We start from the raw sequence: 23,545 nt of genomic DNA on the forward strand, positions 1-23,545 counted from the left end.
TTCAGGCACAACGGCAGTTCGTGGTCAGCGTCAGCCGCCACCGCACTTCGCCCGAGGCGGGTACCCGGGCGGCGTCACCGGGACCCGCCTCGGCGAGGTCGAAGACGCGGCCGAGCATCGGTTCAACGCCCGTGCTGCGGTACGGGTGTTGGGCGGGAAAGCCGCCCAGGTTGCGCCAGAGCGCGATGGACAGGGGCTGTCCATCGGCTTCGAGGGCGAGTGAGAGCCGGTCGGCCTGGTCGTGGACGCAGCAGTGAGAAGCGTCCACGACGGCTCCTACGGCGGTGCCGTCCTCCGGCCCGAACCGGTCCAGGCGCAGTCCACACGGTGCGGGCCAGTCGCCCTCCACCCAAGAGGCACCGTCCGGCCACGCACGGTCCAACAGCGGCGCCGCTTCGGGGAAAAGCCGGGTATGCGCTCCGTTGCGGATGTGCAGCCCGGCATGGTCGGAGAGGTCGAGCACGGCATGGGCGGCCCACACGAAGCGGAATCCCGCGTCGGCCGTCAGGACGTAGTCGGCCACGGCCCCGTCGGCGGTGGCACGCACCGTGCGCGCCAAGCCGAAGCGGTCGCAGCGCAGGACATCCGCCCCCGCTTCCCGCGTCCAGGGTCTTGACCAGGCGTCACCGTGGTCGGGAGCGCCCCGGACCGTCGCTACGCACTCCTCCAGCCCGCCCGCGTCCACGAAGCTGTCGCCGGGGGAGACGTTGTCCCGCTCGGGCGCGGCACGCCGCCACAGCCATTCGCGTCCCGTTCCCGTGGTGCGCAACGAGGTCCAACGCCCGCCGTGTGCAAGGTCGGTGACGATGTCCAGCGGCACGGTCACCACTCCGCGAAGGAGCCGTCGGGGTGCCGCCACACGGGGTTGCGCCAGGCGTGGCCGGTGCGGTCGGCGGCGCGTACGGCCGCCTCGTCGATCGTGATGCCGAGGCCGGGGGCGTCACCGCGCACCGCGTGACCGTCGACGAACCGGAAGGGCGTCGGGTCGACGAGGTAGGACAGCAGGTCGGCGTCCTTGTTGTAGTGGATGCCCCGACTCTGCTCCTGGATGAGGAAGTTGGGGGTGGCGAACGCGACCTGCAGACTGGCCGCCAGTGCGATCGGGCCGAGCGGGCAGTGCGGGGCGAGCTGGGCGCCGTAGGCCTCCGCGAGGGAGGCGATGCGGTGGACCTCCGAGATGCCGCCGGCGTGGGACAGGTCGGGCTGGGCGACGGCGATGCCCGCGGCGAGTGCGGGCAGGAACTCGGCGCGTCCGTAAAGGCGTTCGCCGGTGGCGAGCGGTATCGGGCTCGACGCGACCAAGTCGGCCAGCTGATGTCCGTGCTCGGGCAGGACGGGTTCCTCGACGAACAGCGGGTGCAGCGGGGCGAGTTCGGCGAGGACGCGGCGGGCACCGGCGGCGGTGAAGCGGCCGTGGAAGTCGACGGCGACATCGCGGTCGGGGCCGAGTGCCTCGCGGGCGGCGGCCACGCGGGCGACGATCGCGGCGGTCTCGGCGGGGGTGGGGATCGGCGAGGTGGCTCCGGCGGCGTTCATCTTCACGGCGGTGAAACCGGCTTCGACCTGGGCGGCTATCTGCTCGCTCAGCTGGGCGGGTTCGTCGCCGCCGACCCAGGCGTAGACCCGGACGCGGTCACGCACCGGGCCGCCGAGCAGGGCGTGCACGGGGGCGCCGTAGGTCTTCCCGGCGATGTCCCACAACGCCTGGTCGAGGCCCGCGACGGCGCTGGAGAGGATCGGGCCGCCCCGGTAGAAGCCGCCCTTGGACATGACCTGCCAGTGGTCCTGGATGCGCAACGGGTCCTGGCCGACGAGGTGTTCGGCCAGGACGTCGACGGCGGCGCGCACGACCTCGGCGCGTCCTTCGACGACCGGTTCGCCCCAGCCGACCACGCCGTCGTCGGTCTCGACGCGGCAGAACAGCCAGCGGGGCGGGACGAGGAAGGTCTCGACACGGGTGATCTTCACTGAGACCGGGAGCCTTCCGTTTCCTCGGAGTCCTGTGCGGAGTCCACGGGGGAACCCTCTTCCTCGGAGTCGTCCAGGCGGTCCAGGTCGCGGCCGGCCTGGTCGAGCAGGGCGCGCATCGCGGCCTCGGCGGACTGCGGGTCCTGGTCGCGTACGGCGTCCAGGACGGCGCGGTGGGCCGGGACCGGGTCCTCGCTGTGCGGGGCGCTGTGCACGATGCGGTCGCGGTGCGCGAGGCCGGACTCGATCACCATCTCCATGCGTTCGAGGAGTTCGTTGTGGGTGGCGGCGAGCAGGGCACGGTGGAAGGCGAGGTCGGCCTCGACGGCGTGGGCGGCGTCGCTGCCCTGCTCCCCCATCGCGTCGAGGGCGCCGTCCAGGGCGGCCAGGTCCGCGTCGGTGCGGCGCTGGGCGGCCAGCCGTACGGCGGCGGGTTCGATGATGGCGCGCACTTCGGCGAGGTTGTGCAGCAACGCCCGGTCGGACTCGCTGGTGGAGGCGCCCTCGAACTGCCAGCGCAGTACGTCGGCGTCGAGCAGGTTCCACTCGGCGCGAGGGCGCACGAAGGTGCCGCGCCGCTGCCGGGCGTCGACCATCCCCTTGGCCGCGAGCACCTTGAGCGACTCGCGCAGCGCGGTCAGGCTCACGTCCAACTCGCTCTGCAGCGCCACGAGATCGAGCGTGGCCCCTTCGGCGATCTCACCGCCCAGGATGCGGCGGGCGAGGAGTTCCACGGTCTGGCCGTGGACGCCTCGACGGGCATAGGGCGTCATGTCGTACAGCCTTTCTGCTGATTGGGGAGCGTGGTCATGCGGAGGCCTTGACGACGCTCCAGCCGCCGTCCACCACGAGACTCGTCCCGGTGATGTAGGAGGCTTCGTCGGCGCCGAGGAACGCGATGGCCGCGGCCACTTCCTCGGGCGTGCCGAAGCGGCGTACGGCCGTCTCGGCGATGCTGCGTTCCCGTTCCTCGGGCGGCACTCTGTCCCAGGCGGCGGTCAGTATCGGTCCCGGCAGAACGGCGTTGACGCGCACAACCGGCCCGTATTCGACGGCGAGTTGGCTGCACAGGGAGAGCAGCGCGCCCTTGGCGGCGGCGTAGGCGGGATGCCCGGGGATGCCCTTGTGGGCGTGCACGGACGAGGTCAGCACCACCGCCCCCCGCCGCTCCTTCAGATCGGGCAGCACCGCCCGGAACCCGAGGAAGCTGCCGGTCAGATTGACGTCGAGCTGCCGCTGCCAGGACGGCAGGGTCATCTCGTGGGCCGGGGTGACGTCGACGGTGAAGGCGTTGCTGACGAGGACGTCGACGGGCCCGAAGTCGTGCGCTGCGCCGACGATCCGCGCCCAGTCGTCCTCGACCGCGACATCGGCGGCCACGAACCGCGCCCGCCCGCCGTCCTTGCCGATCCGCTCCGCCACCGCCTCGCCCCGCTCCTCTGCGATGTCGACGAGCACGACGGCGGCTCCCTCCTCGGCGAGGCGTACGGCCGTGGCGGCTCCGATGCCGGAGGCCGCGCCGGTGACCACGGCCGTGCGTCCGGTGAAACGGGCGCCATGCCGTCGTGCGGACTGGTCCATCGGGGTTCGACTCCTTCGCGTCCTGCGCGTTGTTCACGAGTAAGGGCTTGCTGGAAACATAAGGGGCTCACTCACGCATCAGCACGATCAGGTCGGCATCATGATCGGCGCTCCACGCGAACGGCAGCCCGTAGTGCAGCAGATGGGCTCCGCTGTACGTCGTTCCCGTCGCCGTGTCCCGATAGCGAGCCGTCGGGTCGAGCCCCCGCAGCCGGAGCCGGTCGGGACGCCCCGGCACGAGCGGCGCCCCGTCGAGCCGCCCGGTGCTCAGCGCGGCGACGACGGTCCGGTCCCCGGCGTCGTACTGCACCCCGCAGCTCGGCTCCTCCGGCGTACCGAGGAGCCGTGCCTCACCATGGTGGATCACGTCCCGCACCTCCCTGTACCGGCCGATCCACCGGGCGGCCTCGGCCCGCTGCTCCGGCGTCCACGCGCGCAGGTCGGCGCCGACGCCCAGCACCCCGCACATGGCGTTGACGAAGCGGAAGGCGAGGCTGCGCGGGCGGGGATCGAAGACACCGGGCGCGTCGGTCACCCAGGAGCTCATGACGTGCGGGGCGTGCGCGTGCAGGAAGCCGTATTGGGTCGAAAGCCGGTCCAGCGGTGCCGTGTTGTCGCTGGGCCAGACCACGTCGGTGCGCGCGAGGGTCGCGTGCTCGATCCGCCCGCCACCGCCCGCGCAGCCCTCGACGGTGACGTCGGGGTGGGCGGAACGGAGGTGGTCGAGAACGCGCAGGTATCCGGCGACATGCTCGGCGTCCAGGTCCACGCGGCCGGCACCGGGGCGACCGCGCTCGGTGGGCGGGCGGTTCATGTCCCACTTGAGGTAGCTGATGGCGTGGGTGCCGAGCAGCCGGTCGAGCGTCCCGATGACGAAGTCCTGGACGTCGGTCCGGCCGAGGTCGAGGAGGAGCTGGTTGCGGACGAGGCGGCCGGGGCGGCCCTCGATCCGGTAGACCCACTCGGGGTGTTCGGCGTACAGACGGCTCCCGGGGCTGACTGCCTCGGGCTCGATCCACAGACCGAAGTCCAGGCCCAACGCCCTGACGTCCGCGATGAATTGGTCGAATCCCTGCGGGAAGGCGGCCGGGTCGGGCCACCAGTCCCCCAGTCCCCCGGTGTCGTCGGCGCGTCCGGTGAACCAGCCGTCGTCCACGACGAACAGCTCGGCCCCGATGTCGGCGGCTGTCTTCGCCAGCTCCAGTTGCGCGGCCGCGTCGATGTCGAAGCCGGTGGCTTCCCAGGAGTTGTAGAGGACCTTGCGGGGGCGGTGCAGGCGCTCGCCGGAGAGGTGTCGTTCGTAGCGGTGCCAGACGCGGGAGAGTCCGTCGAGGCCCTCCGGGCTGAAGGCGCAGGCGAGTTGGGGGGTGGTGAGGGTCTCGCCGGGTGCGAGGATCACCGCTCCCTCGTGCGGGACGCGGCCCGCCCGTACCCGCACGGCTCCGCCGGGTTCGGCTTCGGCGGTGATGTGCCAGTTGCCGGGCCAGGCGAGGGCGATGCCGTACACGGCCTGCGACTCGCCGTCCTGCACCGCGAGCCAGGGCGCGTACGCGTGGCCCGGCGCCCCTTGCAGGCTGCCGATCGTGAACGTGCCTCTGGGCAGGTGGAGTTGGGTGCGCTGGAATTCCTGCGACCACTGCCCCGTGAGGTAGGTCAGGCGGGCGACTCCGGCGACGGGGATGTTCACGGCGGCCGAGTCGAGGCGTTCCAGGCGGAGTTCGTCCGTGGCGGTGAACTCCGTCCGGCGGAGGATCACGTCCGTGCCCGGGACGGTCTCGTAGTGGAGGACGGTCCGGAGGCCCAACTGCTCGTCGTGGAAGGCGAGTCGTAGTGCTCCCTCGTCCGTCTCCGCGCCTGTGAACTCCCACCACACTCCCCGGTCTTCGCCGTCCGGACGTGACGCCACCAGCTCGGATCCGGTGAACGGCCGTAGCCCGTACGGGAGATACTCGGCAGGTGCCGCGTCGGCGGGTGTGATGAAGTGTGTGCGTCGCGACCAGTCCAGGGCGGAGGGACCGTCCTCGACGCCGAGCGGTCCCCACGCGTCGAGCTCGGCCCACGGGCCGTCCGGGGACAGGCGCACGGTGTAGCTGGTGTTCTCCGTGCGCAAGGTCCAGCGCTGGTACGTCACTTGACCGCCCCGAGGTTGAGCCCGGCCACGAAGTGCCGTTGGAAGCGCAGGAACACGGCGACCGTGGGTGCGGCGGCGATGACGGAGCCGGCCGCGATGACGTTCCACATCGACACGTACTGGCCCTGAAGTCCGATGAGCGCGGCGGTGATGGGCATCTTGGTGTCGCTGCGCAGCACGGTGATGGCCCAGAGCAGGTCGTTGAAGATCCAGGTGAAGGACAGGGCGCTGAGCGCGGCCAGGGCGGGCCGGGTCAGCGGGAGGATGATCCGCCAGAAGATCTGCCAGGGGCCGGCGCCGTCGACGACCGCCGCCTGCTGGATCTCCGCCGGGATCGACCGCATGAACCCGTGCAGGACGAAGACGTAGAAGCCGACGCCGAAGCCGATCTGTACGCCGATGAGTGCGGGCAGGGTGTCGAAGATGCCCATCACTTCGCTGAGCTTGGACACCGGGATGAGGAGGATCTGCGGCGGGAGGAGGTTGCCGCCGAGCATGAGGAGCAACAGGGAGCGGCGGAAGGGGAGTTCGTAGCGGCTGAGGGCGAAGGCGGCCATCGCGGCGAGGGCCAGGGTGATCAGGACGCAGGGGACGGTGACGATCAGGCTGTTGATGAGGGCGCGCGGCTGGCCGCCGTCGGCCCAGGCCTGGTGGAAGTTGCCGAGGGTGAAGGAGTGCGGCCAACTGCCCAGTCCGTGGGCGGCGATGTCGTCGAAGGAGCGCAGGCTGGTCACCAGGACCAGGGCGATGGGCAGCAGCCACAGGATCGCCAACGCCCCCGCTCCCAGGTGGAATCCGGCGGTCGCGGCCCGCTTTCGGCGCAGGGCCGTGGAGTTGGCGGACATCAGTCGGCCTCCCGGAACGCGCGGACGAGGTAGGAGCAGATGACGCCGAAGGCCAGCACGAAGATGACGACGGCGAGTGCGGAGCCGTAGCCAAGTCGCAGGGACTGGAAGGCGGTTGAGTACATGTAGGTGCTCAGCAGTTCGGAGGAGTGGTAGGGGCCGCCTCGGGTCAGAGACCACACGACGTCGAAGGAGCGCAGCGAGTCGATGACGATGACCGACAGCACCACCGCGTTGACACTGCGGAGTTGGGGCAGGGTGACGTGCCGCAGGCGCTGCCACGCACTGGCGCCGTCGACCTTCGCGGCCTCGTACAGGGCCGGGTCGATGCCCTTGAGGCCGGCCAGGTAGAGGACCATGACGTAGCCGATCTGGCGCCAGAGCGCGGGCACGATCACGGCGTAGAGGGCGGTGTCCTGGTCGGCGAGCCACGCGTGGCGCAGGCTGCCGAGGCCTACGGATTGCAGGAGTTGGTTGAGGACGCCGTCGGGCTGGTAGATCGCCTGCCAGACCAGGGCGGTGGCGACCAGGGAGAAGACGACCGGCAGGAACAGGGCCGCGCGGTAGAAACCGACGCCACGGCGCTCCTGTTGGAGCAGGAGCGCGGCGGCGAGGCCGAGCAGGGCGGACAGGCCGCCGAAGAGGACCAGCCAGAGGACGGTGTGGCCGGCCGCGCTGCGGAAGACGTCGTCGTGGGCCATCTCCCGGAAGTTGCCCAGGCCCACGAACGTCGGCGGGGAGACGCCGTCCCAGTCGGTGAGGGCGAGGTAGAAGCCCTGCACGGCGGGCCAGAACACCCACACCGCCTCGACGAGAAGCGGGACGAGGACGAACGGGAGCACCAGCGGGGATGTGCGCCGGTGGCCCCGAACCCGCTTGCCCTGGGCGGGCGTTCGGGCCGGGGACTTCCGGTCGGGCGCGGTCAGCACGGCCATGTCACGCGTTCCAGATCTTCTCGGCGTCGCGCTGCCAGTCGGTGAGGATGCTCCCGATCGACTTGGGCTTGGCCAGGAACTTCGTCAACGCGTTGTCCGCGGTGGGCTGGAGGGCGTCGCTGGAGTCCCGGTTGAAGAACTGGGTGATCTCGACGGCCGAATCGACGTGCTTGCGGCCCTTCTTGACCAGCGCGGTGCCGGCGTCCTTCGCGGCGGGGTTGCAGGGCAGGACGGTGCCGGAGGAGCCCTTGATGTAGATCTCCTGGGCCTCGGCGGTGGCGAGGTACTTCATCAGGTCGATCACCTGGTCGTGCCGGCCGGTGCGGGCACTGGCGAAGTAGCCGTCCGTGGGCGCCTCTTCGGCGAGCGGGACCTTCGCGTCGATGACCGGGAAGCGGAAGAAGTCGATGTCGTCGAGGGCGTTCTTCGGTGCCGCGTCGGCGAAGAAGGTGCCGATGAGCATCATGCCGCTCCGGCCGTTGAGCAGCGAGGTCGTGGCGTCCTGGAAGGCGACGGCGGCGCCGTTCGGGTCGAAGTACGGCAGCACCTCCTGCCAGCGGTCGAAGACCTTGCGCACCTCCGGGTCGTCGAACCGGTGCTTCCCGGCAAGAAGTTGGCGGTGGTACTCGGCACCGTTGATCCGGATGTCGAGGTAGTCGAACCACGCCGAGGCCACCCAGGCCGTGCCGCCGCCGGCTCCCAGCCCGATCGGGGTGACGCCCTTGCTCTTGAGCTTGTCGCACAGGTCGAGGAAGTCGTCCCAGCTCTTGGGCTCGCTCACGCCCCACTTGGCGAAGTTGGACTTGCGGTAGAACATGCCCCACCAGTAGTAGGTGGTGGGCACGAAGACCTTCTTGCCCGAACTCGTCGACGTGCACAGCGAGTTGAGCGCCTTGGAGTACCGCTTGAGGTCCGGCGACGAGGACCATGCGTCATCGAGGTCGAGCAGCAGGTTCTTCTTGGCGTAGGCCTCCGCGACCGAGCCGGGGTACCAGGTGTAGACGTCCGGCGGGTTGGCCGAGGTGAGGTACGTCGGCAGCTGGGTGCGGAAGGTCTCCGCGGCGACCGTGTTGAGGCTCGCGCGGTCGGAGCCCTTCTTGGCGTAGGCGGCGACGAGGTCCTCCATCGCGGCCTTGGCCTGCGGGGCGGAGAGGTTGGACTGGAGGGTCACCGCTCCCTTCGAGGAACTCTTGCTGGAAGAGGTCGAGGTGACACAGCCGCTGAGCAGCGCCGCCGTCCCTGCGGCACCGAGTCCGGCGAGGAACCGGCGTCGGTCGGGCTGATGATTCGTCATGGATGGCTCCCTGTGGATCCCGCGCGGATCCAGATGCACGCGGTTCCAGATTCACGTGGCGTCCCCACCACGTCAAGAATAATTACTAATTTAGTTGAACTGGGTCAGGTGCACATAGCCGTCGACTCCGCGGAACACCGCGTCGACCGCCCCACCCGGCCCGGCCACCGCCCCGAGCGCACCGTCGAACGCGGCGCTGGGGAACGCCAGTTGCTTGGTCCAGCCCTGCCACGCACCGTTCTCGTACCGCTGCTGCCAGAGCGTGTAGTCGGCGGCCCGCGCGTACAGCACCACGGCATCCCCTACGGCGACCAGCGTCGGACTCCCGCTGACGGTCCCGCCGGCCGACGCCCACGGCGACCACTCCCCCGACAGATCCCGGGACCGCGTCCACACGTCGTCGGCCGCGCTGCGCACGGCGAGATACACCCGCCCTTGAGCGTCCACGGCAGCGGACGGCCGCCCGTACACCGCCCGGCCACCGGGTGCGCCGAGCGAGGTCCAGCCGGTCGACGGCCCGCGCTGCACGACCTGCCCGTCCGTGCCGGTGGCGAACAGCGTCCAGTGCGCGGGGTCGGTGAACGCGACCGACGGCGCGTCGGCCACCCGGCCGCCCAGGCTCTGCCATGCTCCCCAGCGGCCGCCGACGTAGACCCGCCGGTACACCCGGGAGTCGGCGCCGCGCACGAAGACGTCGATCCGTCCGCCGGCCGAGGCGTACGCGGCGGGCTGGCCGAGGATCTCGCCCTTCGTGGGACCACCAAGGTCACGGGTCCTGCCGTCGGCCTGCTGCACGAGCGAGCCGTGCGGTCCGCGCAGGAAGGTGGTGAACGTGTCGCCGTCACGGACGACGGCCGGGCTTGCCGTGGCCTTCCGGCCGAGGTTCGTACCGGGCAGGGCGTCCGCCCCGGTCAGCTTCAGGAGCGCGGTGCCGTGCGCGGGGACCTCGACGGTGTAGGACCCCGTGTGCGTGCCCCGGTCGGTACGAGCCCGCAGGTCCCGGACCTTGACCGGCCCGCCGAGCCCGGCGTCCGCGAACTGCACGGTGCGCAGGGCGGGTTGGTCGGACCGGTTGAGCAGGACGACCGCGCGCTGCCCGTGGCCCTCCAGCACCTTGCTGTACACGTCCCCGACCGAGTCGCTGGCCACGCGGACGCCCTGGACAGCAAGCGGATCCTGGTCGACGGCGATGATCTCCGGGTTGCGCAGGGTGGCGAGCATCGAGTCGGACAGGGTGCGCGGGTCGGAACCCAGCACGAGCGGCGAGCCCATCTCGGCCCACATCAAGTACTGCGTGGTGGACTCCTCCTGCGTCAACTCCAGCGAGCCATCAGCCATTTGACGCATGGGGATGAGGTAGTCCGGGTCGTTGTAGTGCCCGGGTCCCTGCGCCTCGGGGTGCCAGGCGTTCGCGTCCATGTTGCGCAGGATGTTGGGCCACTGTCCGGGGCTCGGGGTGCCCCAGGCGATGTCCGTGCCGGTGCGCCAGGAGTCGGCGATCGTCGGGGCGTAGACGTACGTGTTGTGCGCGTCCTGCTCGGGCGTGTGCGGCAGGCCCCAGTCGTCGGTGAGCGGGTTGCACAGGTTCAGCAGCATCGTGCGGCCGGACTTGGCGACCGCGTCGCTGAACTCCTTGAACGCCGGGCCCGGATCGAGCTTGGCGCCGATCCCGCACAGGAAGTCGACCTTGACCGCGTCGATCTTCCAGCCGGCGAACTGCCGCGCGTCCTCGTCGTAGTGGCCCCTGCTGCCGAGCCCGCAGCTCTTGCCGCCGTCGTAGGTGCCGGCGTCGGTGTAGATGCCCGCCTTCAGGCCGCGCTTGTGCAGGTAGGAGACCAACGCGGGGATGCCGGACGGGAATCGGTCCGGATTGGCGACCAACCGCCCGTTCGCGTCACGCGGGTTGTCGGACTGCCAGCCGCCGTCGAGCCACACGATGTCGTAACCGGCGTCCCGCAGACCGCTGTTGACCAGCTTGTCCGCGACCGAGCGGACCTGTTGTTCGGTGGGCGCGCCCAGACCGTAGTAGGTGTTCCAGCCCATGTACGGCGTCGGCGCGAGACCGCTGTCGTAGTAGTCGGGTGCGCCCTGGTCGGCGCCGGTCTGTGCCGTGGCCACCGGGGCGGCGGTCGCCGCCAGTACGGTCGCGATGGCGACGACGGTGGCGCGGCGCGTCCGTCTCGAAGCCGCGGGTGTGCGGACCTGCGGATGTGAAGTCACTTGCCTCTCCCGAGGGTTGGGAAGCAGGAGGACGTGACGCGGGCCGCACTGCGACAGGGGCTTCCGGCGTCACGGCGACGACTGTGGCGCGGGACCGAAACCCTGTCAATATTAATTCCTAATTTATTAGAACGCCGCATCAGGGGTTGACACAGCCTCCCTCGCGTCACAGCCTTTGGCAACGTTGTCAGTGCCGCCGACGTTTGATGGGACATCACGCTCATGACAGATCAATCGGGTTCGCCACGCCTGTCGCGCCGCTCCGTCGTCACCACGGGTTCCACCCTGCTCGCGGGGTTCGGGCTGAGTTCCCTGCTGCCCATGTCGACCGCCACCGCCGCCGACAGCTCGACGACCGTGCCCTCCTCCCCCGGCACACCCGGCGAACTCGCGCTCCACCGCCCCGTGTCCGTCTCCTCGACGGCCTACGCGCCGACCCCGGGTTCGTTCGTGGTGGACCGGCTCGCCTCGCCGGGTGTGCGCGGCAGCGGATGGCGGGCGGCGGCGGGCGACCCGCAGTGGATCGCGATCGATCTGCAGGCCGCGTGCGCCGTCACGTCGATCCGCCTCACCTTCGAGGCCGACGCGAGCGACCCGGTGTTCACGCCTCCCACCACGGGCAACCCGGCCGACGGCACAACGGGCAAGGAGATCCAGTCCAGTTACTCGGCCGAGTACGTCGTCGAGACCTCGACCGACCACACGACCTGGACCAGCGTGTACCGCACCACGGCGGGCACGGGCGGAGTGGTGGACATCCAGCCCCCGCGCCCGGTCACCGCCCGCTGGATACGGCTGACCTCGACCCGTCGCTCCAACCCCAACCCCCTTGGCCTGAACGGCTTCGAGGTCTACGGCACCGTCGCCGGCCACCGGCCGTCGGCCACGGGCTGGACGGACTGGGGCACCCACTCCGGACCGGCCCCCAAGCTGACGGTGGCCGAGGACGGCACGGTCCCGGTGGAGTCCGGCTGGCGGCTGACACTGGACGACTGGGCCGAGGGCGACGGCTCAAAGGTGTCGAAGACGTCGGTGGACACCGGCAGTTGGCTGCCGGCCACCGTCCCCGGCACGGTACTCGGCTCACTCGTGGACCAGGGCAAGCTGCCCGACCCCGTGGCCGGACTGAACAACCTCCACGTCCCCGAGGCCCTGTCACGTCATGCGTGGTGGTACAGGCGGGAGTTCGAGCTGCCGCGCGGTCTGCGCACCGGGACCGGGCGCCGGACCTGGCTGGAGTTCGACGGCATCAACCACGCGGCGGACATCTGGCTCAACGGTCACCATGTGGGCGGTCTGACCTACCCGTTCGCCCGCTCGGCCCACGACGTGACCGAGTTGCTCTCCACGGGCGGCGCGAACGCGCTCGCGGTGAAGATCACGCCCATGCCGGTACCGGGCAGCCCCGGCGACAAGGGCCCCGCCGGCGAGTCCTGGGTGGACGCCGGTGCCAACCAGATGAACCTCAACTCCCCCACCTACCTGGCCTCTTCGGGCTGGGACTGGATGCCGGCGGTACGCGACCGGGCCGCCGGCATCTGGAACCACGTCCGGCTGAGAACGACCGGCCATGTCGTGATCGGCGATCCGCGTGTCGACACCGTGCTGCCGAACCTGCCCCAGGTGTCGGTCGCCGAGCTGACGATCGTCGTGCCGGTCCGCAATGCCGACACCGCCGACCACAGGACGACGGTCTCGGCGGCCTTCGACGGTGTGCGGGTCAGCAAGGTCGTCACCGTGCCGACGGGAGAGAGCGTCGACGTCACGTTCACGCCCGCCGCCTTCGGTCAACTACGGCTGCTCAACCCCGAGTTGTGGTGGCCCAATGGACTGGGCGACCCCGCCCTCCACAAGCTCACGATCACCGCGACGCTCGACGGTTCCGAGAGCGACCGCCGCACCACCCGGTTCGGCATCCGGCAGTTCGGCTACGAGTACGAGGTGCCGCTGCCGTTCGCCGACTCCGGCGACCCGTATACCCAGTCCGTGACGTTCGACCGGCGACAGGCCCGCTACGTGCGCGTCAAGTGCCTTACCCGGGCCTCCGGTTGGGGCTACTCCCTGTGGACCCTGGCCGTACGCGACAGTGCTCGGCCCGCGACCGACCTGGCCCTGCACGCGCAGGCCGACGCTTCGAGCACGGACGGGGACGACCACTCCGCCGGCAACGTCACCGACGGTGATCCCGGCACGCGCTGGTCCTCGGCCTACGCGGACGACCAGTGGATACGGGTCGACCTGGGGTCCGTGCAGTCCGTCGACGGGGTCGACCTGGTCTGGGAACAGGCGTACGCGAAGACCTACTTGGTGCAGGTCTCCGCCGACAACGTCACCTGGACCGATGCCGCTGCGGTGGACAACAGCGCGGTTCCGCTGCCGTTCGACAACGGCAACGCGAGCCTGCAGGTGGAGGACTTCGCCGCCCGGACCGCCCGCTACGTCCGTATCAACTGCGGGCTGCGCAACACCAGTTGGGGCAACTCCCTGTGGTCCCTCGGCGTCGTCGACAGCACCGCGCCCGGAACCGACCTGGCCCTGCACCAGAGGACGACCGCGTCCACCGAGGACCCCGACCACCCGGCCGCACACGCCACCGACGGTGACACGAGCACCCGTTGGTCCTCGGAGTACGACGACCACCAGTGGATCCAGGTCGATCTCGGCGCCTCAAGACGTTTCGACCGGGTCGCCATCCTCTGGGAGTCGGCTTACCCGAAGACCTATGTGATCCAGGTGTCGGACGACGCGGACACCTGGACCGACGTGAAGTCGGTATCCAACACCCCCGACCCGTTGAAGATCAGCGTGAACGGGGTGCGGGTCCTGGCCCGGGGCGGCAACTGGGGCTGGGACGAGCTGTTGCGCCGTATGCCGCCGGAGCGGATGGACGCGGCCGTGCGGATGCACCGCGACATGAACTTCACCATGATCCGCAACTGGGTGGGCACGTCCGACCGGGAGGAGTTCTTCGCCGCCTGCGACGAGCACGGCATCCTGGTGTGGAACGACTTCCCCAACGCGTGGGGCATGGACCCGCCGGACCACGACGCCTTCAACTCGATCGCCCGGGACAACGTCCTGCGCTACCGCATCCACCCCAGCGTGGTCATCTGGTGCGGCGCCAACGAGGGCAACCCGCCGGCCGCCATCGACCAGGGCATGCGCGAGGCCGTGCAGGGACAGGCCCCCGGCATCCTCTACCAGAACAACTCGGCCGGCGGCATCATCACCGGCGGCGGCCCGTACGGCTGGGTCGAACCGGAGAAGTACTTCGATCCAACCACCTACGGCAGCAAGGACTTTGGGTTCCACACGGAGATCGGCATGCCCGTCGTCTCCACCGCCGCCAGCATGCGCAACATGACGGGCGACGAGCCCGAGTGGCCGATTCGCGGCGCGTGGTACTACCACGACTGGAGCGAGCGCGGGAACCAGGCACCGCAGACCTACAAGGCGGCCGTGGAAGCGCGCCTCGGAACGGCCACCGGCCTGGACGACTTCGCGCGCAAGGCCCAGTTCGTCAACTACGAGAACACACGCGCCATGTTCGAGGCCTGGAACGCGAACCTCTGGGACAACGCCAGCGGCCTGATGCTGTGGATGTCCCACCCCGCGTGGCACAGCACGGTCTGGCAGACCTACGACTACGACTTCGACGTCAACGGCACGTACTACGGCGCCCGTTCGGCCTGCGAGCCCCTGCATGTCCAGGCCGATCCCGAGGGGCGGGTCATCGCGGTCAACCACACGCGCGACGGCCTCAAGAACGCCGTGGTCTCGGCCCAGTTGATGGATCTGACGGGTCGTCGGCTCGGCGGGAACAAGAGCACCCGACTGGACGTGGCACCGGCCACGACCACGAAGGCGTTCACCGCGGCCTGGACCGACGACCTGCCGGACCTGCATCTCCTCCGCCTGACGCTGACCGGCGGCGACGGCCGGGTCCTGTCGCGCAACACCTACTGGCGCTACCGCACGCCGGCCGCCATGCGGGCACTGGGCAAGGCGCCGCGGACGAAGGTCTCCGCGACGCTCGGGCGCGTGTCCCGTTCCGGGACGCGTACCGAACTGACCGCCACCGTCCGCAATCACGGGCCGGCCGTCGCCGCGATGGTCCGCCTCTCGCTGAAGGACGGCGCGACCGGCCGGCGCGTGCTGCCGACGCTGTACAGCCACAACTACCTGTGGCTGCTGCCCGACGAGTCCCAGACCGTCGCCCTGTCCTGGCCGACCGGGGCTCTGACCTCAGGTCATCCGCTTCTGGAGGTGGAGGCGTACAACAGCCGCACAGCAACAGCGAGTTCTTAGGAACTGGTCCGTCAGGACTCCTCCACCGCCGTCTTGATGCGTTGCCCGAACGCGGGCGCGTCCTTGCGGGCCGCGCCCAGGGCGAAACCCACGAGGAGCTTGCCGACGCCGTGGCCTTCGAGGACGTTGAAGATCCGCACCCGGGTCGTGCCCGGGCCGGTGGATTCCAGGTCGTAGCCGCCTTCGGCCGCCGTCACGACGTTCTTGGAGGCCTCGGTCCAGCGGATGCGGTGCGGGGCCTCGTATTCGGTGATCCGGAACTTCCGGCCCGTCTTCATACCGGCGTCCTTGACCGTGCTGGTGAAGACGGTGCCCACGGCCGTCGGGCCCTCCGGAGTCTTGGTGATCTCCTGGACCCTCGGGCTGAACTTGGGGTCGTTCGTGCCCTCGGCGAGGAAGGCGAAGACTTCCTCGACGGGGCGGTTGACCTCGGCTGTCGCCTCGAACTGTCCGGCCACGATTCCTCCTGTGCTGCGGTGGGGAGTTTTGGCTGGGTGCGCGCTGATGTGCCGAGCACCATCAGCTTATCGGCGCGGCTCCGCCCGTGCTCCCTGTCAGCGAGCCCACGGGTTCCAGGGCACTGAAACCACCGTGAAACCGCGCTGAATGCGCCCTCCCGCAAGCTCTGCGGCATGACGACAACGACCCGCGAACTCGCGATCTCGGCCACCGGGCTGCGCAAGGCCTACGGCGACAAGACAGTGCTCGACGGCATCGACCTGGCCGTCCCGGCCGGTACCGTCTTCTCCCTGCTCGGTCCGAACGGCGCCGGCAAGACCACCGCCGTCAAGATCCTCTCCACGCTCGTCACCGCCGACGTCGGCGAGCTGCGGGTCGGCGGCCACGACCTGGCCACCGACGCTCAGGCCGTGCGGGCCGCGATCGGTGTCACCGGGCAGTTCTCCGCCGTCGACGGCCTGATCACCGGCGAGGAGAACATGCTCCTGATGGCGGATCTGCACCACCTGTCCAAGCAGGAGGGACGGCTGGTCGCCGCCGAGCTGCTGGAGCGCTTCGACCTCACCGAGGCCGCGAAGAAGCCCGCCTCCACCTACTCCGGCGGTATGAAGCGCCGCCTCGACCTCGCCATGACCCTGGTCGGCAACCCTAGGATCATCTTCCTCGACGAACCGACCACCGGCCTCGACCCCCGCAGCCGCCACAACATGTGGGGCATCATCCGGGAGCTGGTCTCCGGCGGTACGACCGTCTTCCTCACCACCCAGTACCTGGACGAGGCCGACGAACTCGCCGACCACATCGCGGTGTTGAACGACGGCAAGCTTGTCGCCGAAGGCAGCGCCGAGGAGTTGAAGCGGCTCGTCCCCGGCGGACACGTACGGCTCCGCTTCACCGACCCGGTCACCTACCAGTCCGCCGCGACGGCCCTGCGCGAGGTCACCCGGTTCGACGAGACGCTCTCGCTGCAGATCCCCAGCGGCGGCAGCCAGCGCGAACTGCGCGCCATCCTCGACTGGTTGGACGCCGCCGACATCGAGGCGGACGAGCTGACCGTGCACACCCCCGACCTCGACGACGTGTTCTTCGCCCTGACCGGCGGCGCCAAGGTCGCCCACCAGCCCCGCGTGCCCAACCAGCCCAAGGAGAACGTCCGATGAGCACCCTCTCCCTCGCGGTCCGCGACTCGTCCACGATGCTGCGCCGCAACCTGCTGCACGTACGGCGCTACCCGTCCATGACCCTCAACCTGCTGCTCACGCCGATCATGCTGTTGCTGCTCTTCGTCTACGTCTTCGGAAACGTGATGAGCGCGGGCATCGGTGGCGGTGGCGCCGACCGCTCCGACTACATCGCCTATCTCGTCCCGGGCCTCCTGGTGATGACCATCGGCAGCACCGTGATCGGAGCCGCGATCTCCGTCTCCATGGACATGACCGAGGGCCTCATCGCCCGCTTCCGTACGATGGCGGTCTACCGCGGCTCCGTACTCATCGGGCACGTCGTCGGCAGTGTGCTGCAGGTGCTCGCCAGCCTGGTGCTCGTGGGTGCCGTCGCCGTGGCCATCGGTTTCCGGTCCACGGACGCCACGTTCCTGGAGTGGCTGGCGGCGGTCGGACTGCTCGTACTGTTCGCCCTGGCACTCACCTGGATCGCGGTCGGAATGGGCATGGCCAGCCCCAACCCCGAGGCCGCCAGCAACATGGCGACGCCGCTGATCCTCCTCCCGCTCATCTCCAGCGCCTTCACCCCGGCCGACACGATGCCGGGCTGGTTCCGGCCGATCGCCGAGTACCAGCCCTTCACTCCGACCATCGAGACCCTGCGCGGCCTGCTGCTCGGCACCGGGATCGGCAACAACTGGTGGATCGCGCTCGCCTGGTGCGTCGGCCTGACCGTGCTCGGCTACCGCTGGTCGACGTCACAGTTCAACCGCGGCCTGAAGTAGCCGTCATGGCAGCGCGGGCCGCCTCCCGCAACTCGTCCCGCTCCAGGGCGGCGTACTCCGACACCGCGTCGGCGTACGCCGCCCCGGCAGCGTTTCCGGCGGCCCCGACCGCCCGCCGGGCACGGTCCGCCGACATGGTCGGCTGGAAATCGCGCAACACCCGCAGCCGTTCGGCCAGCGCGATCATCCGTACGGCGGAGGCGTCGCCGGAGACCAGCCCCGCCATGCCGAGGGCGTGCAACCCCGTCCCGAACACGGGGAGTTCCATGGGCGATCGGTCCGGCCCCGAGAGCAGGGTCCGCATCCGCTGCCGCAGTCGGTCGACCACCTCCGCGACGAGTTCGAGCCGGCCGGCGTGCGCGTGCGCCGTCACCGCCGCCGACTGGACCTGGAGCAGCCACCGGTCGAAGAAGGGGTCGTCGCTCTGCGTCGAGCCGGCCTCGGGGATCGCCTCCACGTTGCGCCGCCACAGGCCGAGCCCCACCTCCGTCAGCCCGCGAGCGAGCGCGATCTCGGCGCGGCCGCCGAAGTCAGGACTGTAGACGTCGTCCTTCTGCGCGGGATTGTGGTCCTCCGCCTGCCGCAGCCAGTGCTCGGCCTCGTCGGGTTCGCCGCGCTGCAGGCAGGCGAGGACGAGTCCCCAGCGGACGCCGATGGAGTCGTGCTCGTCGCCGAGGCGTGGCAACGCCGCGAGCGCCGCCCTGAGATGTGCGTACGCCGTCTCGCCCTGCTCCGTCTGCAGGCACAGCTCGCTCAGCCGGGCGTGCCCCAGAACCTGGAGGAAGGGGTGATCGACTGGCGCCAGCGCCTCGATGCTCCGACGGGCCGAGGCGAGCGAACGGTCGATGTCGTGCTCGTACTCCCAGACATAGGTGGCGACGCACTCGGCGATGCCGGCGAGCAGCGGCTGCTCGCTGTCGCAGAGCTTCCGCAGCACTTCGTAGTCCGGGGGCAGCATCTCGGGGACCGCGCTCAGCACGGCCGAGATGGCGCGCAGCAGGGTGTCTGGCGGGGCCGCGGGCAGCCGTCGCAGGGTGACGAGCTGGCGTATGACCTGCGGACCGTAGCCCATGAACAGGCTCGCCGTGCACAACACCGCGGCGGCCCGGGTGACTTCGACGTACTCGGGCTCGGGGTAGTAGTGCGACAACGGCGGGCCGGTGTCCGCGGCGAGCGCGGTGAGGCGGGGGTAGCTGGAGCCGGTGGACCACAGGGCGGCGAGGACAGCGGTGAGAGCGGCGATGGTGGGACAGTCCGTACGGGCCAGGGCGTACCGCAGGGCCAGCACGAGATTGTCCTGCTCACCCCTGATCCTCTCCCAGGCGGACCGAGGCTCGGAGCCGAAGAACCAGTCGTGATGCCCGACCCCGAAGTCCCGCGCCCAGACAAGGAATTGGTCTACGACCGCCTCGTCCTCCCCCGCCTCGGTACGCCTGGCCGCGCTGAACTCCCGTACGGTCTCCAGCATCCGGAACCGCACACCGGCCGGGGTGTCGGCGACGGTGAGCAACGACTGGTCGGCCAGCTGCTCCAGCAGGAGCAACGCGTCGTCGCCCAGCACCTGTTCGGCCGCCTCGCCGGAGAAGCCGCCGGGGAAGACGGACAGGGTGCGCAGCGCGGCCCGGGCGTCCTCGGCGAGCAGGTTCCAGCTCCACTCGACAACCGCGTGCAGGGTGCGGTGGCGCTCCGGGACGTCCCGTGCCCCGCCGCGCAGCAGCGCGAACCGGTCGCCGAGGCGGCGGGCGATGTCCGGCACCGACAGGACGCGTACCCGCGCGGCCGCCAACTCCACGGCGAGCGGCAGCCCGTCGAGGTGCCGGCACAGCTCGGCCACCGCGTCCGGCGGCAGCTCCACCCCGCTCCGGGCGGCCCGGGCCCGCTGGGTGAACAACTCGGCCGAGACACCGAGGCCGAGTTCAGGCAGCGCGTAGACCGCCTCCGACGTGAGGCCGAGCGGGGATCGGCTGGTGGCGAGCACCCGTAGGTCCTTGGACGACGAGACGAGTGCCTGGACGAGGTCGGCCGCGCCCCGGATGATCTGCTCGCAGTTGTCGAGGACCAGCAGCGCGGGCCCGGAGCCGAGCACGCCGAGGATGCCGGACACCGGGTCAGCCGAGCCCGGCCCGTTCATGGCACCGGCGCCGAGCGCGGAGGCGACCTCGGCGGCCACGTCCGCGTCCGCGGTGACGCCGGCGAGCGGCACGAAGTAGACCACGCGCTGCTCGGCCCGACGGCTGACGGCGTGCGCGAGCCGCGTCTTGCCGAGACCACCGGGTCCTACGACGGTGACGGCGCGCGAGGAGCGGAGCAACCCTTCGACGGCCGCGATGTCCTCGTCCCGGCCGAGCAACGGGTTCGGCTCGTGCGGCACCCCGTGCCTGGCCACGGGCGCCTCGCCACGCAGCAACTCCTGCTGTACGGCCTTGAGTCCGGCCCCCGGGTCCGTGCCGAGTTCGTCGCGCAACTCACGGCGGTACGCCTCGTACCGGGTCAGCGCGGCGGACGGGCCGGCCGTCGCCGCCTCGCCCCGGAGCAGCTCACCGAGCACCTCCTCGTCCCGCGGATGCGCTTCGGCGGCCGCGGCCAGTGGTCCGGCGGCCTCCGCGTGCCGGCCGAGGCGGGCGAGCGCGAGGGCCTGCGCGCGGACGAGCGTGTCGCGGACGGGCGCGCGCTCGGCACGCAGCGCGGCGACCGGGTCATCACTGTCACCACCCTGGTCGGGGGTGCCTTCCCACAGCGTGAGCCCGGCCTCGGCCGCGGCCAGCGATCCCGCGTGGTCCCCGGCCCTGGCCCGGTCCGCGCAGGCGGCGGCATGCAGCAGCAGGGCGGAACTGTCGACCTGGTCCTCGGCGAGGGCGAGCCGGTAACCGGTGGGTGTGCTGACGATGAAGTCCGCGCCGAGCTGCGCCCGCGCCCTGGACACGAGGACCTGCAGCGCCTTGCCCGGCCGCTCCGGCAACTCGTCCGGCCAGAGCCCTTCCACCAGCCGCTCGGTACTGCAGCCGGTGCGCAGGTCGCCGGCGAGCAACGCGAGGAGTCCGCGGAGACGGGGCGCGGTGACCTCCTGTCTTCGATGGGCGACACGCGGCAGCAGGGTCAGGTCAACAGTCACCCGTGCAGATTAACCAAGGTCCCGCCGCCACTCCCCTACTCGGCACCAGGCCGATCACGTACGAGAGCGTCAAGATCCCTACCCAGGCGTGCGAGCGGGGACAGCGCCAGCACCACCGGGGACAGCACCATGCCTACGGCCGACACCAGGAGGCCGGTCTGCAGCCCCCACTCCTGGGCGAGGAACCCGCCGAACAGCGAGCCCAGGGGCGACAACCCCATGCCGACGAACGTGATCGTCGCCGCCGCCCGCCCCTGCAACCCGTCCGGAGTCACCGCCTGCCGGACGGCCATGACCGTGACGTTCACCAACTGCCCGGCAATCCCGAACACGAAGTTCACCGCGAGGAGTACGGCCATCGTCATCGCGGTCGAACCGTGCAGCGCGGGCACACACGCGAACGCGCCGTCGCCGAGTGCCGCCGCGACCACGATCACCCGGCCGCATCCGAACCGGCCCGGCAGCCGGGCGGCCAACAGCGCGCCGACGAGTGCGCCCGGACCGGTCGCCGCGAGCGCCAGGCCTACGGCGGTGCCCGACAGGTGCAGTTCCCGGGGGAGGAAGAGCAGATAGACGGTCATCATCGCCGCGAAGAAGAACTGAAAGGCGGCTGCCGCGAAGCAAACGGTCCGCAGCAAGGATTCACCGACAACGAAACGGAGACCCTCATGGATCCGCCGCCCTACGCGAGGGGAACGTTCCGAGCGCTCCGGGACGGACTCGGTACGGCGGATCCGTCGGACCGACAGGAACGACAGCGCGAAGAACAGCGCGCTGGAGGCGACGGCGACCGGCGCCGACAGCAGGGTCACCAACGCGCCGCCGAGAGCGGGCCCACCGATCTGAGCGGCGGACCTGCTGCCCTCCAACACACTGTTGCCCCGCACCAACTGATCGGACGTCACCAGCCGTACGAGAGAGGCTTGGTAGGCCACGTCGAAGAACACGGACAGGACCCCGGCGACGAAGACCAGCACGAACAGGGCGTGCAGACCAAGCCAGTTGAGCGATCCGGCTACGGCGGCGACGCCCAGCACCAGGGTTCGGCCGACGTCGGCCACCACCATCACCGTGCGCGTGCGCCATCCGTCCACCCAGGCACCGACGAGGAGCGAGAGCAGCAGGATCGGCGCCTGCTCCACCGCGCGCAGGACGCCCAGCTGTCCGGCACCGATGTCGAGCGTGAGGACGGCGAAGAGCGGCAGCACCACCAGGCTTGTCTGTTCGCCGAGTTGGGAGACTGTCTGCCCCAGCCAGAGCCAGCGGAAGTCTTTGTTCGAAGTGGACGGCACAGGAACCCTTTGAGTTGCCGACAACGAGACCCGCGACCCGGCGCGCGCGAAGGACGCGCCCACGGTTCGAGCGGGGAGGGAAAGGCTCGCTGTGCCGCAGCGACATCAAGGGCGGCACGCGATGACGGGCCGATCTCGGCCTATGCCGTCAACGCGCGCCCGGACGACCGGGCATCTCTGGGCTCCAACTTCTGGGCGGTCACTGGCGGTTGGGACGTTAGCTCCTGGGGGCCTCACGCGAAAGGCAATTAATTACTGCGCTCTGCGGAGCACATCCCTTACCCGGAACTCAGGAACCGCAGTACCGCCAGCACCCGGCGATGATCGCTGTCGACCGACGGCAGATCGAGTTTCGTGAAGATGCTGTTGATGTGCTTGGCCACCGCACTGTCGCTGACCACGAGTTGTCGGGCGATGCCGGAGTTGGAGCGCCCCTCGGCCATCAGGGTCAGCACCTCACGCTCACGTGGGGTCAGTCGGTCCAGTGGGTCGCTGGCCCGGCGCAGGAGGAGCTGGGCCACGACCTCGGGGTCCAGGACGGTGCCGCCCGCCTCGACACGGCGGAGGGCGTCGATGAAGTCCTCCACATCGGCGACACGCTGCTTCAGCAGGTAGCCGACCCCGCCCGTGTTCGTCGTCAACAGGTCGGCGGCGTACCGCTCTTCGACGTACTGGGAGAGCAGCAGGACCGCTGTCGTCGGCCACTCGCGGCGGATGACCAGGGCCGCGCGCACCCCCTCGTCGGACTGGGCGGGCGGCATACGGACGTCCACGACGGCGACGGCGGGGCGGTGTTCGGCGACGGCCGCGAGCAGGGCGTCGGCGTCACCGGCTTCGGCGGCGACCTCGTAGCCGGCCATCTCCACGACCTTGACGAGGCCGATCCTGAGCAGGACCGAGTCCTCGGCGATCACGGCGAGACGGCGCACGGCAACTCCACGGTGATGACGGTCGGGCCTCCGGCGGGGCTGCTGATCGTGAACGCGCCGTCCACGGAGGCCGCCCGGCGGACGAGTCCGGCCAGGCCGGAGCCATGGGCGGGGTCGGCGCCGCCGGGACCGTCGTCGGCGACGGTGACCCGGAGCCTACCGTCGCGGATCTCGACGGCGACGTCCGCCCGGGTGGCGTCGGGGGCGTGCTTGGTGATGTTGGCCAGGGCTTCGGAGACGGTGAAGTAGGCGACCGCCTCGACGGTCGGGGCTAGGCCGTTTCTGATGGCTCTTGGTGGGCTGGGTGGATCTCGGGGTTTGCCGGGCAGCAGCTCCGTATGGTGCGGCGACACGAGCTGACGGATGCGCAGTGGCAGAAGATCGAGTCTTTGCTGCCCGCCAACGGCAGGCCCGGTGGGCAGTGGGCGGATCATCGGAAAGTGGTCAACGGGGTGTTGTTCAGGGCCCGGACCGGGGTGCCCTGGCCGGATCTTCCTGAGCGGTACGGCCCCTGGCAGACCGT

General features: G+C 70.4%; 17 protein-coding genes and 1 pseudogene. 4 read left to right on the forward strand and 14 right to left on the reverse strand.

Annotation, left to right across the window (positions count from 1 at the left end):
* Nucleotide 1 precedes the first annotated feature (1 nt).
* The 9 genes from ACGFY9_RS29215 to ACGFY9_RS29255 form a co-directional block, all read right to left on the reverse strand.
* A complete protein-coding gene (locus ACGFY9_RS29215) occupies nucleotides 2–826 on the reverse strand; it encodes a hypothetical protein (protein WP_393759017.1) in 825 nt (274 codons plus the stop codon).
* Nucleotides 823–1,968, reverse strand: a complete 1,146-nt coding sequence (gene dgoD, locus ACGFY9_RS29220) for a galactonate dehydratase (protein WP_393759018.1) — start codon at nucleotides 1,966–1,968, stop codon at nucleotides 823–825. Before dgoD ends, ACGFY9_RS29215 begins: the two co-directional genes overlap by 4 nt.
* Nucleotides 1,965–2,741, reverse strand: a complete 777-nt coding sequence (locus ACGFY9_RS29225; RefSeq protein WP_393759019.1) for a FadR/GntR family transcriptional regulator — start codon at nucleotides 2,739–2,741, stop codon at nucleotides 1,965–1,967. Before ACGFY9_RS29225 ends, dgoD begins: the two co-directional genes overlap by 4 nt.
* Nucleotides 2,742–2,775: 34 nt before the next feature.
* The gene (locus ACGFY9_RS29230; protein ID WP_393759020.1) at nucleotides 2,776–3,549 is read right to left on the reverse strand and encodes an SDR family NAD(P)-dependent oxidoreductase; all 774 of its coding nucleotides are present in this window, start codon (nucleotides 3,547–3,549) and stop codon (nucleotides 2,776–2,778) included.
* A 67-nt stretch (nucleotides 3,550–3,616) separates the two neighbouring features.
* Nucleotides 3,617–5,680 carry an alpha-galactosidase gene (locus ACGFY9_RS29235; protein WP_393759021.1) on the reverse strand — a complete coding sequence of 688 codons (2,064 nt, stop codon included), beginning with the start codon at nucleotides 5,678–5,680 and terminating at the stop codon, nucleotides 3,617–3,619.
* Nucleotides 5,677–6,525 (reverse strand): carbohydrate ABC transporter permease, encoded by an 849-nt coding sequence (locus ACGFY9_RS29240; protein WP_393759022.1) that lies wholly within the window; start codon nucleotides 6,523–6,525, stop codon nucleotides 5,677–5,679. The genes ACGFY9_RS29235 and ACGFY9_RS29240 overlap by 4 nt, the downstream gene beginning before the upstream one ends.
* Nucleotides 6,525–7,460: a carbohydrate ABC transporter permease gene (locus ACGFY9_RS29245; RefSeq protein WP_393759024.1), complete on the reverse strand. Its 936-nt coding sequence runs from the start codon at nucleotides 7,458–7,460 to the stop codon at nucleotides 6,525–6,527. The genes ACGFY9_RS29240 and ACGFY9_RS29245 overlap by 1 nt, the downstream gene beginning before the upstream one ends.
* Before the next feature lies 1 nt (nucleotide 7,461).
* Nucleotides 7,462–8,754: an ABC transporter substrate-binding protein gene (locus tag ACGFY9_RS29250; RefSeq protein ID WP_393759026.1), complete on the reverse strand. Its 1,293-nt coding sequence runs from the start codon at nucleotides 8,752–8,754 to the stop codon at nucleotides 7,462–7,464.
* A 90-nt stretch (nucleotides 8,755–8,844) separates the two neighbouring features.
* Entirely contained in the window at nucleotides 8,845–10,974 is a 2,130-nt protein-coding gene (locus tag ACGFY9_RS29255; RefSeq protein WP_393759028.1) for a glycoside hydrolase family 27 protein, read from the reverse strand.
* A gap of 222 nt (nucleotides 10,975–11,196) precedes the next feature.
* Here ACGFY9_RS29255 and ACGFY9_RS29260 point away from each other — a divergent pair, with 222 nt between their 5' ends.
* Complete coding sequence (locus ACGFY9_RS29260) at nucleotides 11,197–15,282, forward strand: discoidin domain-containing protein (RefSeq protein ID WP_393759030.1); 4,086 nt, start codon at nucleotides 11,197–11,199, stop codon at nucleotides 15,280–15,282.
* Between the two features lie 11 nt (nucleotides 15,283–15,293).
* Here ACGFY9_RS29260 and ACGFY9_RS29265 read toward each other — a convergent pair whose 3' ends face one another.
* Nucleotides 15,294–15,740 (reverse strand): SRPBCC family protein, encoded by a 447-nt coding sequence (locus ACGFY9_RS29265; RefSeq protein WP_393759032.1) that lies wholly within the window; start codon nucleotides 15,738–15,740, stop codon nucleotides 15,294–15,296.
* A gap of 174 nt (nucleotides 15,741–15,914) precedes the next feature.
* Here ACGFY9_RS29265 and ACGFY9_RS29270 point away from each other — a divergent pair, with 174 nt between their 5' ends.
* Together ACGFY9_RS29270 and ACGFY9_RS29275 are read left to right on the forward strand one after the other, a co-directional pair.
* Nucleotides 15,915–16,901, forward strand: a complete 987-nt coding sequence (locus ACGFY9_RS29270) for an ATP-binding cassette domain-containing protein (RefSeq protein ID WP_393759034.1) — start codon at nucleotides 15,915–15,917, stop codon at nucleotides 16,899–16,901.
* Nucleotides 16,898–17,689: an ABC transporter permease gene (locus ACGFY9_RS29275; RefSeq protein ID WP_393759036.1), complete on the forward strand. Its 792-nt coding sequence runs from the start codon at nucleotides 16,898–16,900 to the stop codon at nucleotides 17,687–17,689. The genes ACGFY9_RS29270 and ACGFY9_RS29275 overlap by 4 nt, the downstream gene beginning before the upstream one ends.
* Here the strand turns inward: ACGFY9_RS29275 and ACGFY9_RS29280 are convergent.
* The 4 genes and pseudogenes from ACGFY9_RS29280 to ACGFY9_RS29295 all read right to left on the reverse strand — a co-directional run.
* Entirely contained in the window at nucleotides 17,670–20,801 is a 3,132-nt protein-coding gene (locus tag ACGFY9_RS29280; RefSeq protein ID WP_393759038.1) for an ATP-binding protein, read from the reverse strand. The genes ACGFY9_RS29275 and ACGFY9_RS29280 overlap by 20 nt on opposite strands.
* 35 nt (nucleotides 20,802–20,836) lie before the next feature.
* Nucleotides 20,837–22,093 carry an MFS transporter gene (locus ACGFY9_RS29285; protein ID WP_393759040.1) on the reverse strand — a complete coding sequence of 419 codons (1,257 nt, stop codon included), beginning with the start codon at nucleotides 22,091–22,093 and terminating at the stop codon, nucleotides 20,837–20,839.
* A 278-nt stretch (nucleotides 22,094–22,371) separates the two neighbouring features.
* A complete protein-coding gene (locus tag ACGFY9_RS29290) occupies nucleotides 22,372–22,953 on the reverse strand; it encodes a LuxR C-terminal-related transcriptional regulator (RefSeq protein ID WP_393759067.1) in 582 nt (193 codons plus the stop codon).
* A 50-nt stretch (nucleotides 22,954–23,003) separates the two neighbouring features.
* Nucleotides 23,004–23,294, reverse strand: a pseudogene (locus ACGFY9_RS29295) (sensor histidine kinase); the annotation flags it as partial.
* A gap of 66 nt (nucleotides 23,295–23,360) precedes the next feature.
* Here ACGFY9_RS29295 and ACGFY9_RS29300 point away from each other — a divergent pair.
* A partial coding sequence (locus tag ACGFY9_RS29300) for a transposase (protein WP_393759042.1) occupies nucleotides 23,361–23,545 on the forward strand: 185 nt, incomplete at its 3' end.

Source organism: Streptomyces sp. NPDC048504 (assembly GCF_043200035.1).
Classification (GTDB): domain Bacteria; phylum Actinomycetota; class Actinomycetes; order Streptomycetales; family Streptomycetaceae; genus Streptomyces.

Excerpts from the sequence above, each read along its gene's own strand:
- ACGFY9_RS29225 (WP_393759019.1), bottom strand. The coding sequence starts at position 2,741 with ATGACGCCCTATGCCCGTCGAGGCGTCCACGGCCAGACCGTGGAACTC.
- ACGFY9_RS29230 (WP_393759020.1), bottom strand. The coding sequence starts at position 3,549 with ATGGACCAGTCCGCACGACGGCATGGCGCCCGTTTCACCGGACGCACG.
- ACGFY9_RS29240 (WP_393759022.1), bottom strand. The coding sequence starts at position 6,525 with ATGTCCGCCAACTCCACGGCCCTGCGCCGAAAGCGGGCCGCGACCGCC.
- ACGFY9_RS29245 (WP_393759024.1), bottom strand. The coding sequence starts at position 7,460 with ATGGCCGTGCTGACCGCGCCCGACCGGAAGTCCCCGGCCCGAACGCCC.
- ACGFY9_RS29250 (WP_393759026.1), bottom strand. The coding sequence starts at position 8,754 with ATGACGAATCATCAGCCCGACCGACGCCGGTTCCTCGCCGGACTCGGT.
- ACGFY9_RS29260 (WP_393759030.1), top strand. The coding sequence starts at position 11,197 with ATGACAGATCAATCGGGTTCGCCACGCCTGTCGCGCCGCTCCGTCGTC.
- ACGFY9_RS29270 (WP_393759034.1), top strand. The coding sequence starts at position 15,915 with ATGACGACAACGACCCGCGAACTCGCGATCTCGGCCACCGGGCTGCGC.
- ACGFY9_RS29275 (WP_393759036.1), top strand. The coding sequence starts at position 16,898 with ATGAGCACCCTCTCCCTCGCGGTCCGCGACTCGTCCACGATGCTGCGC.
- ACGFY9_RS29290 (WP_393759067.1), bottom strand. The coding sequence starts at position 22,953 with ATGGCCGGCTACGAGGTCGCCGCCGAAGCCGGTGACGCCGACGCCCTG.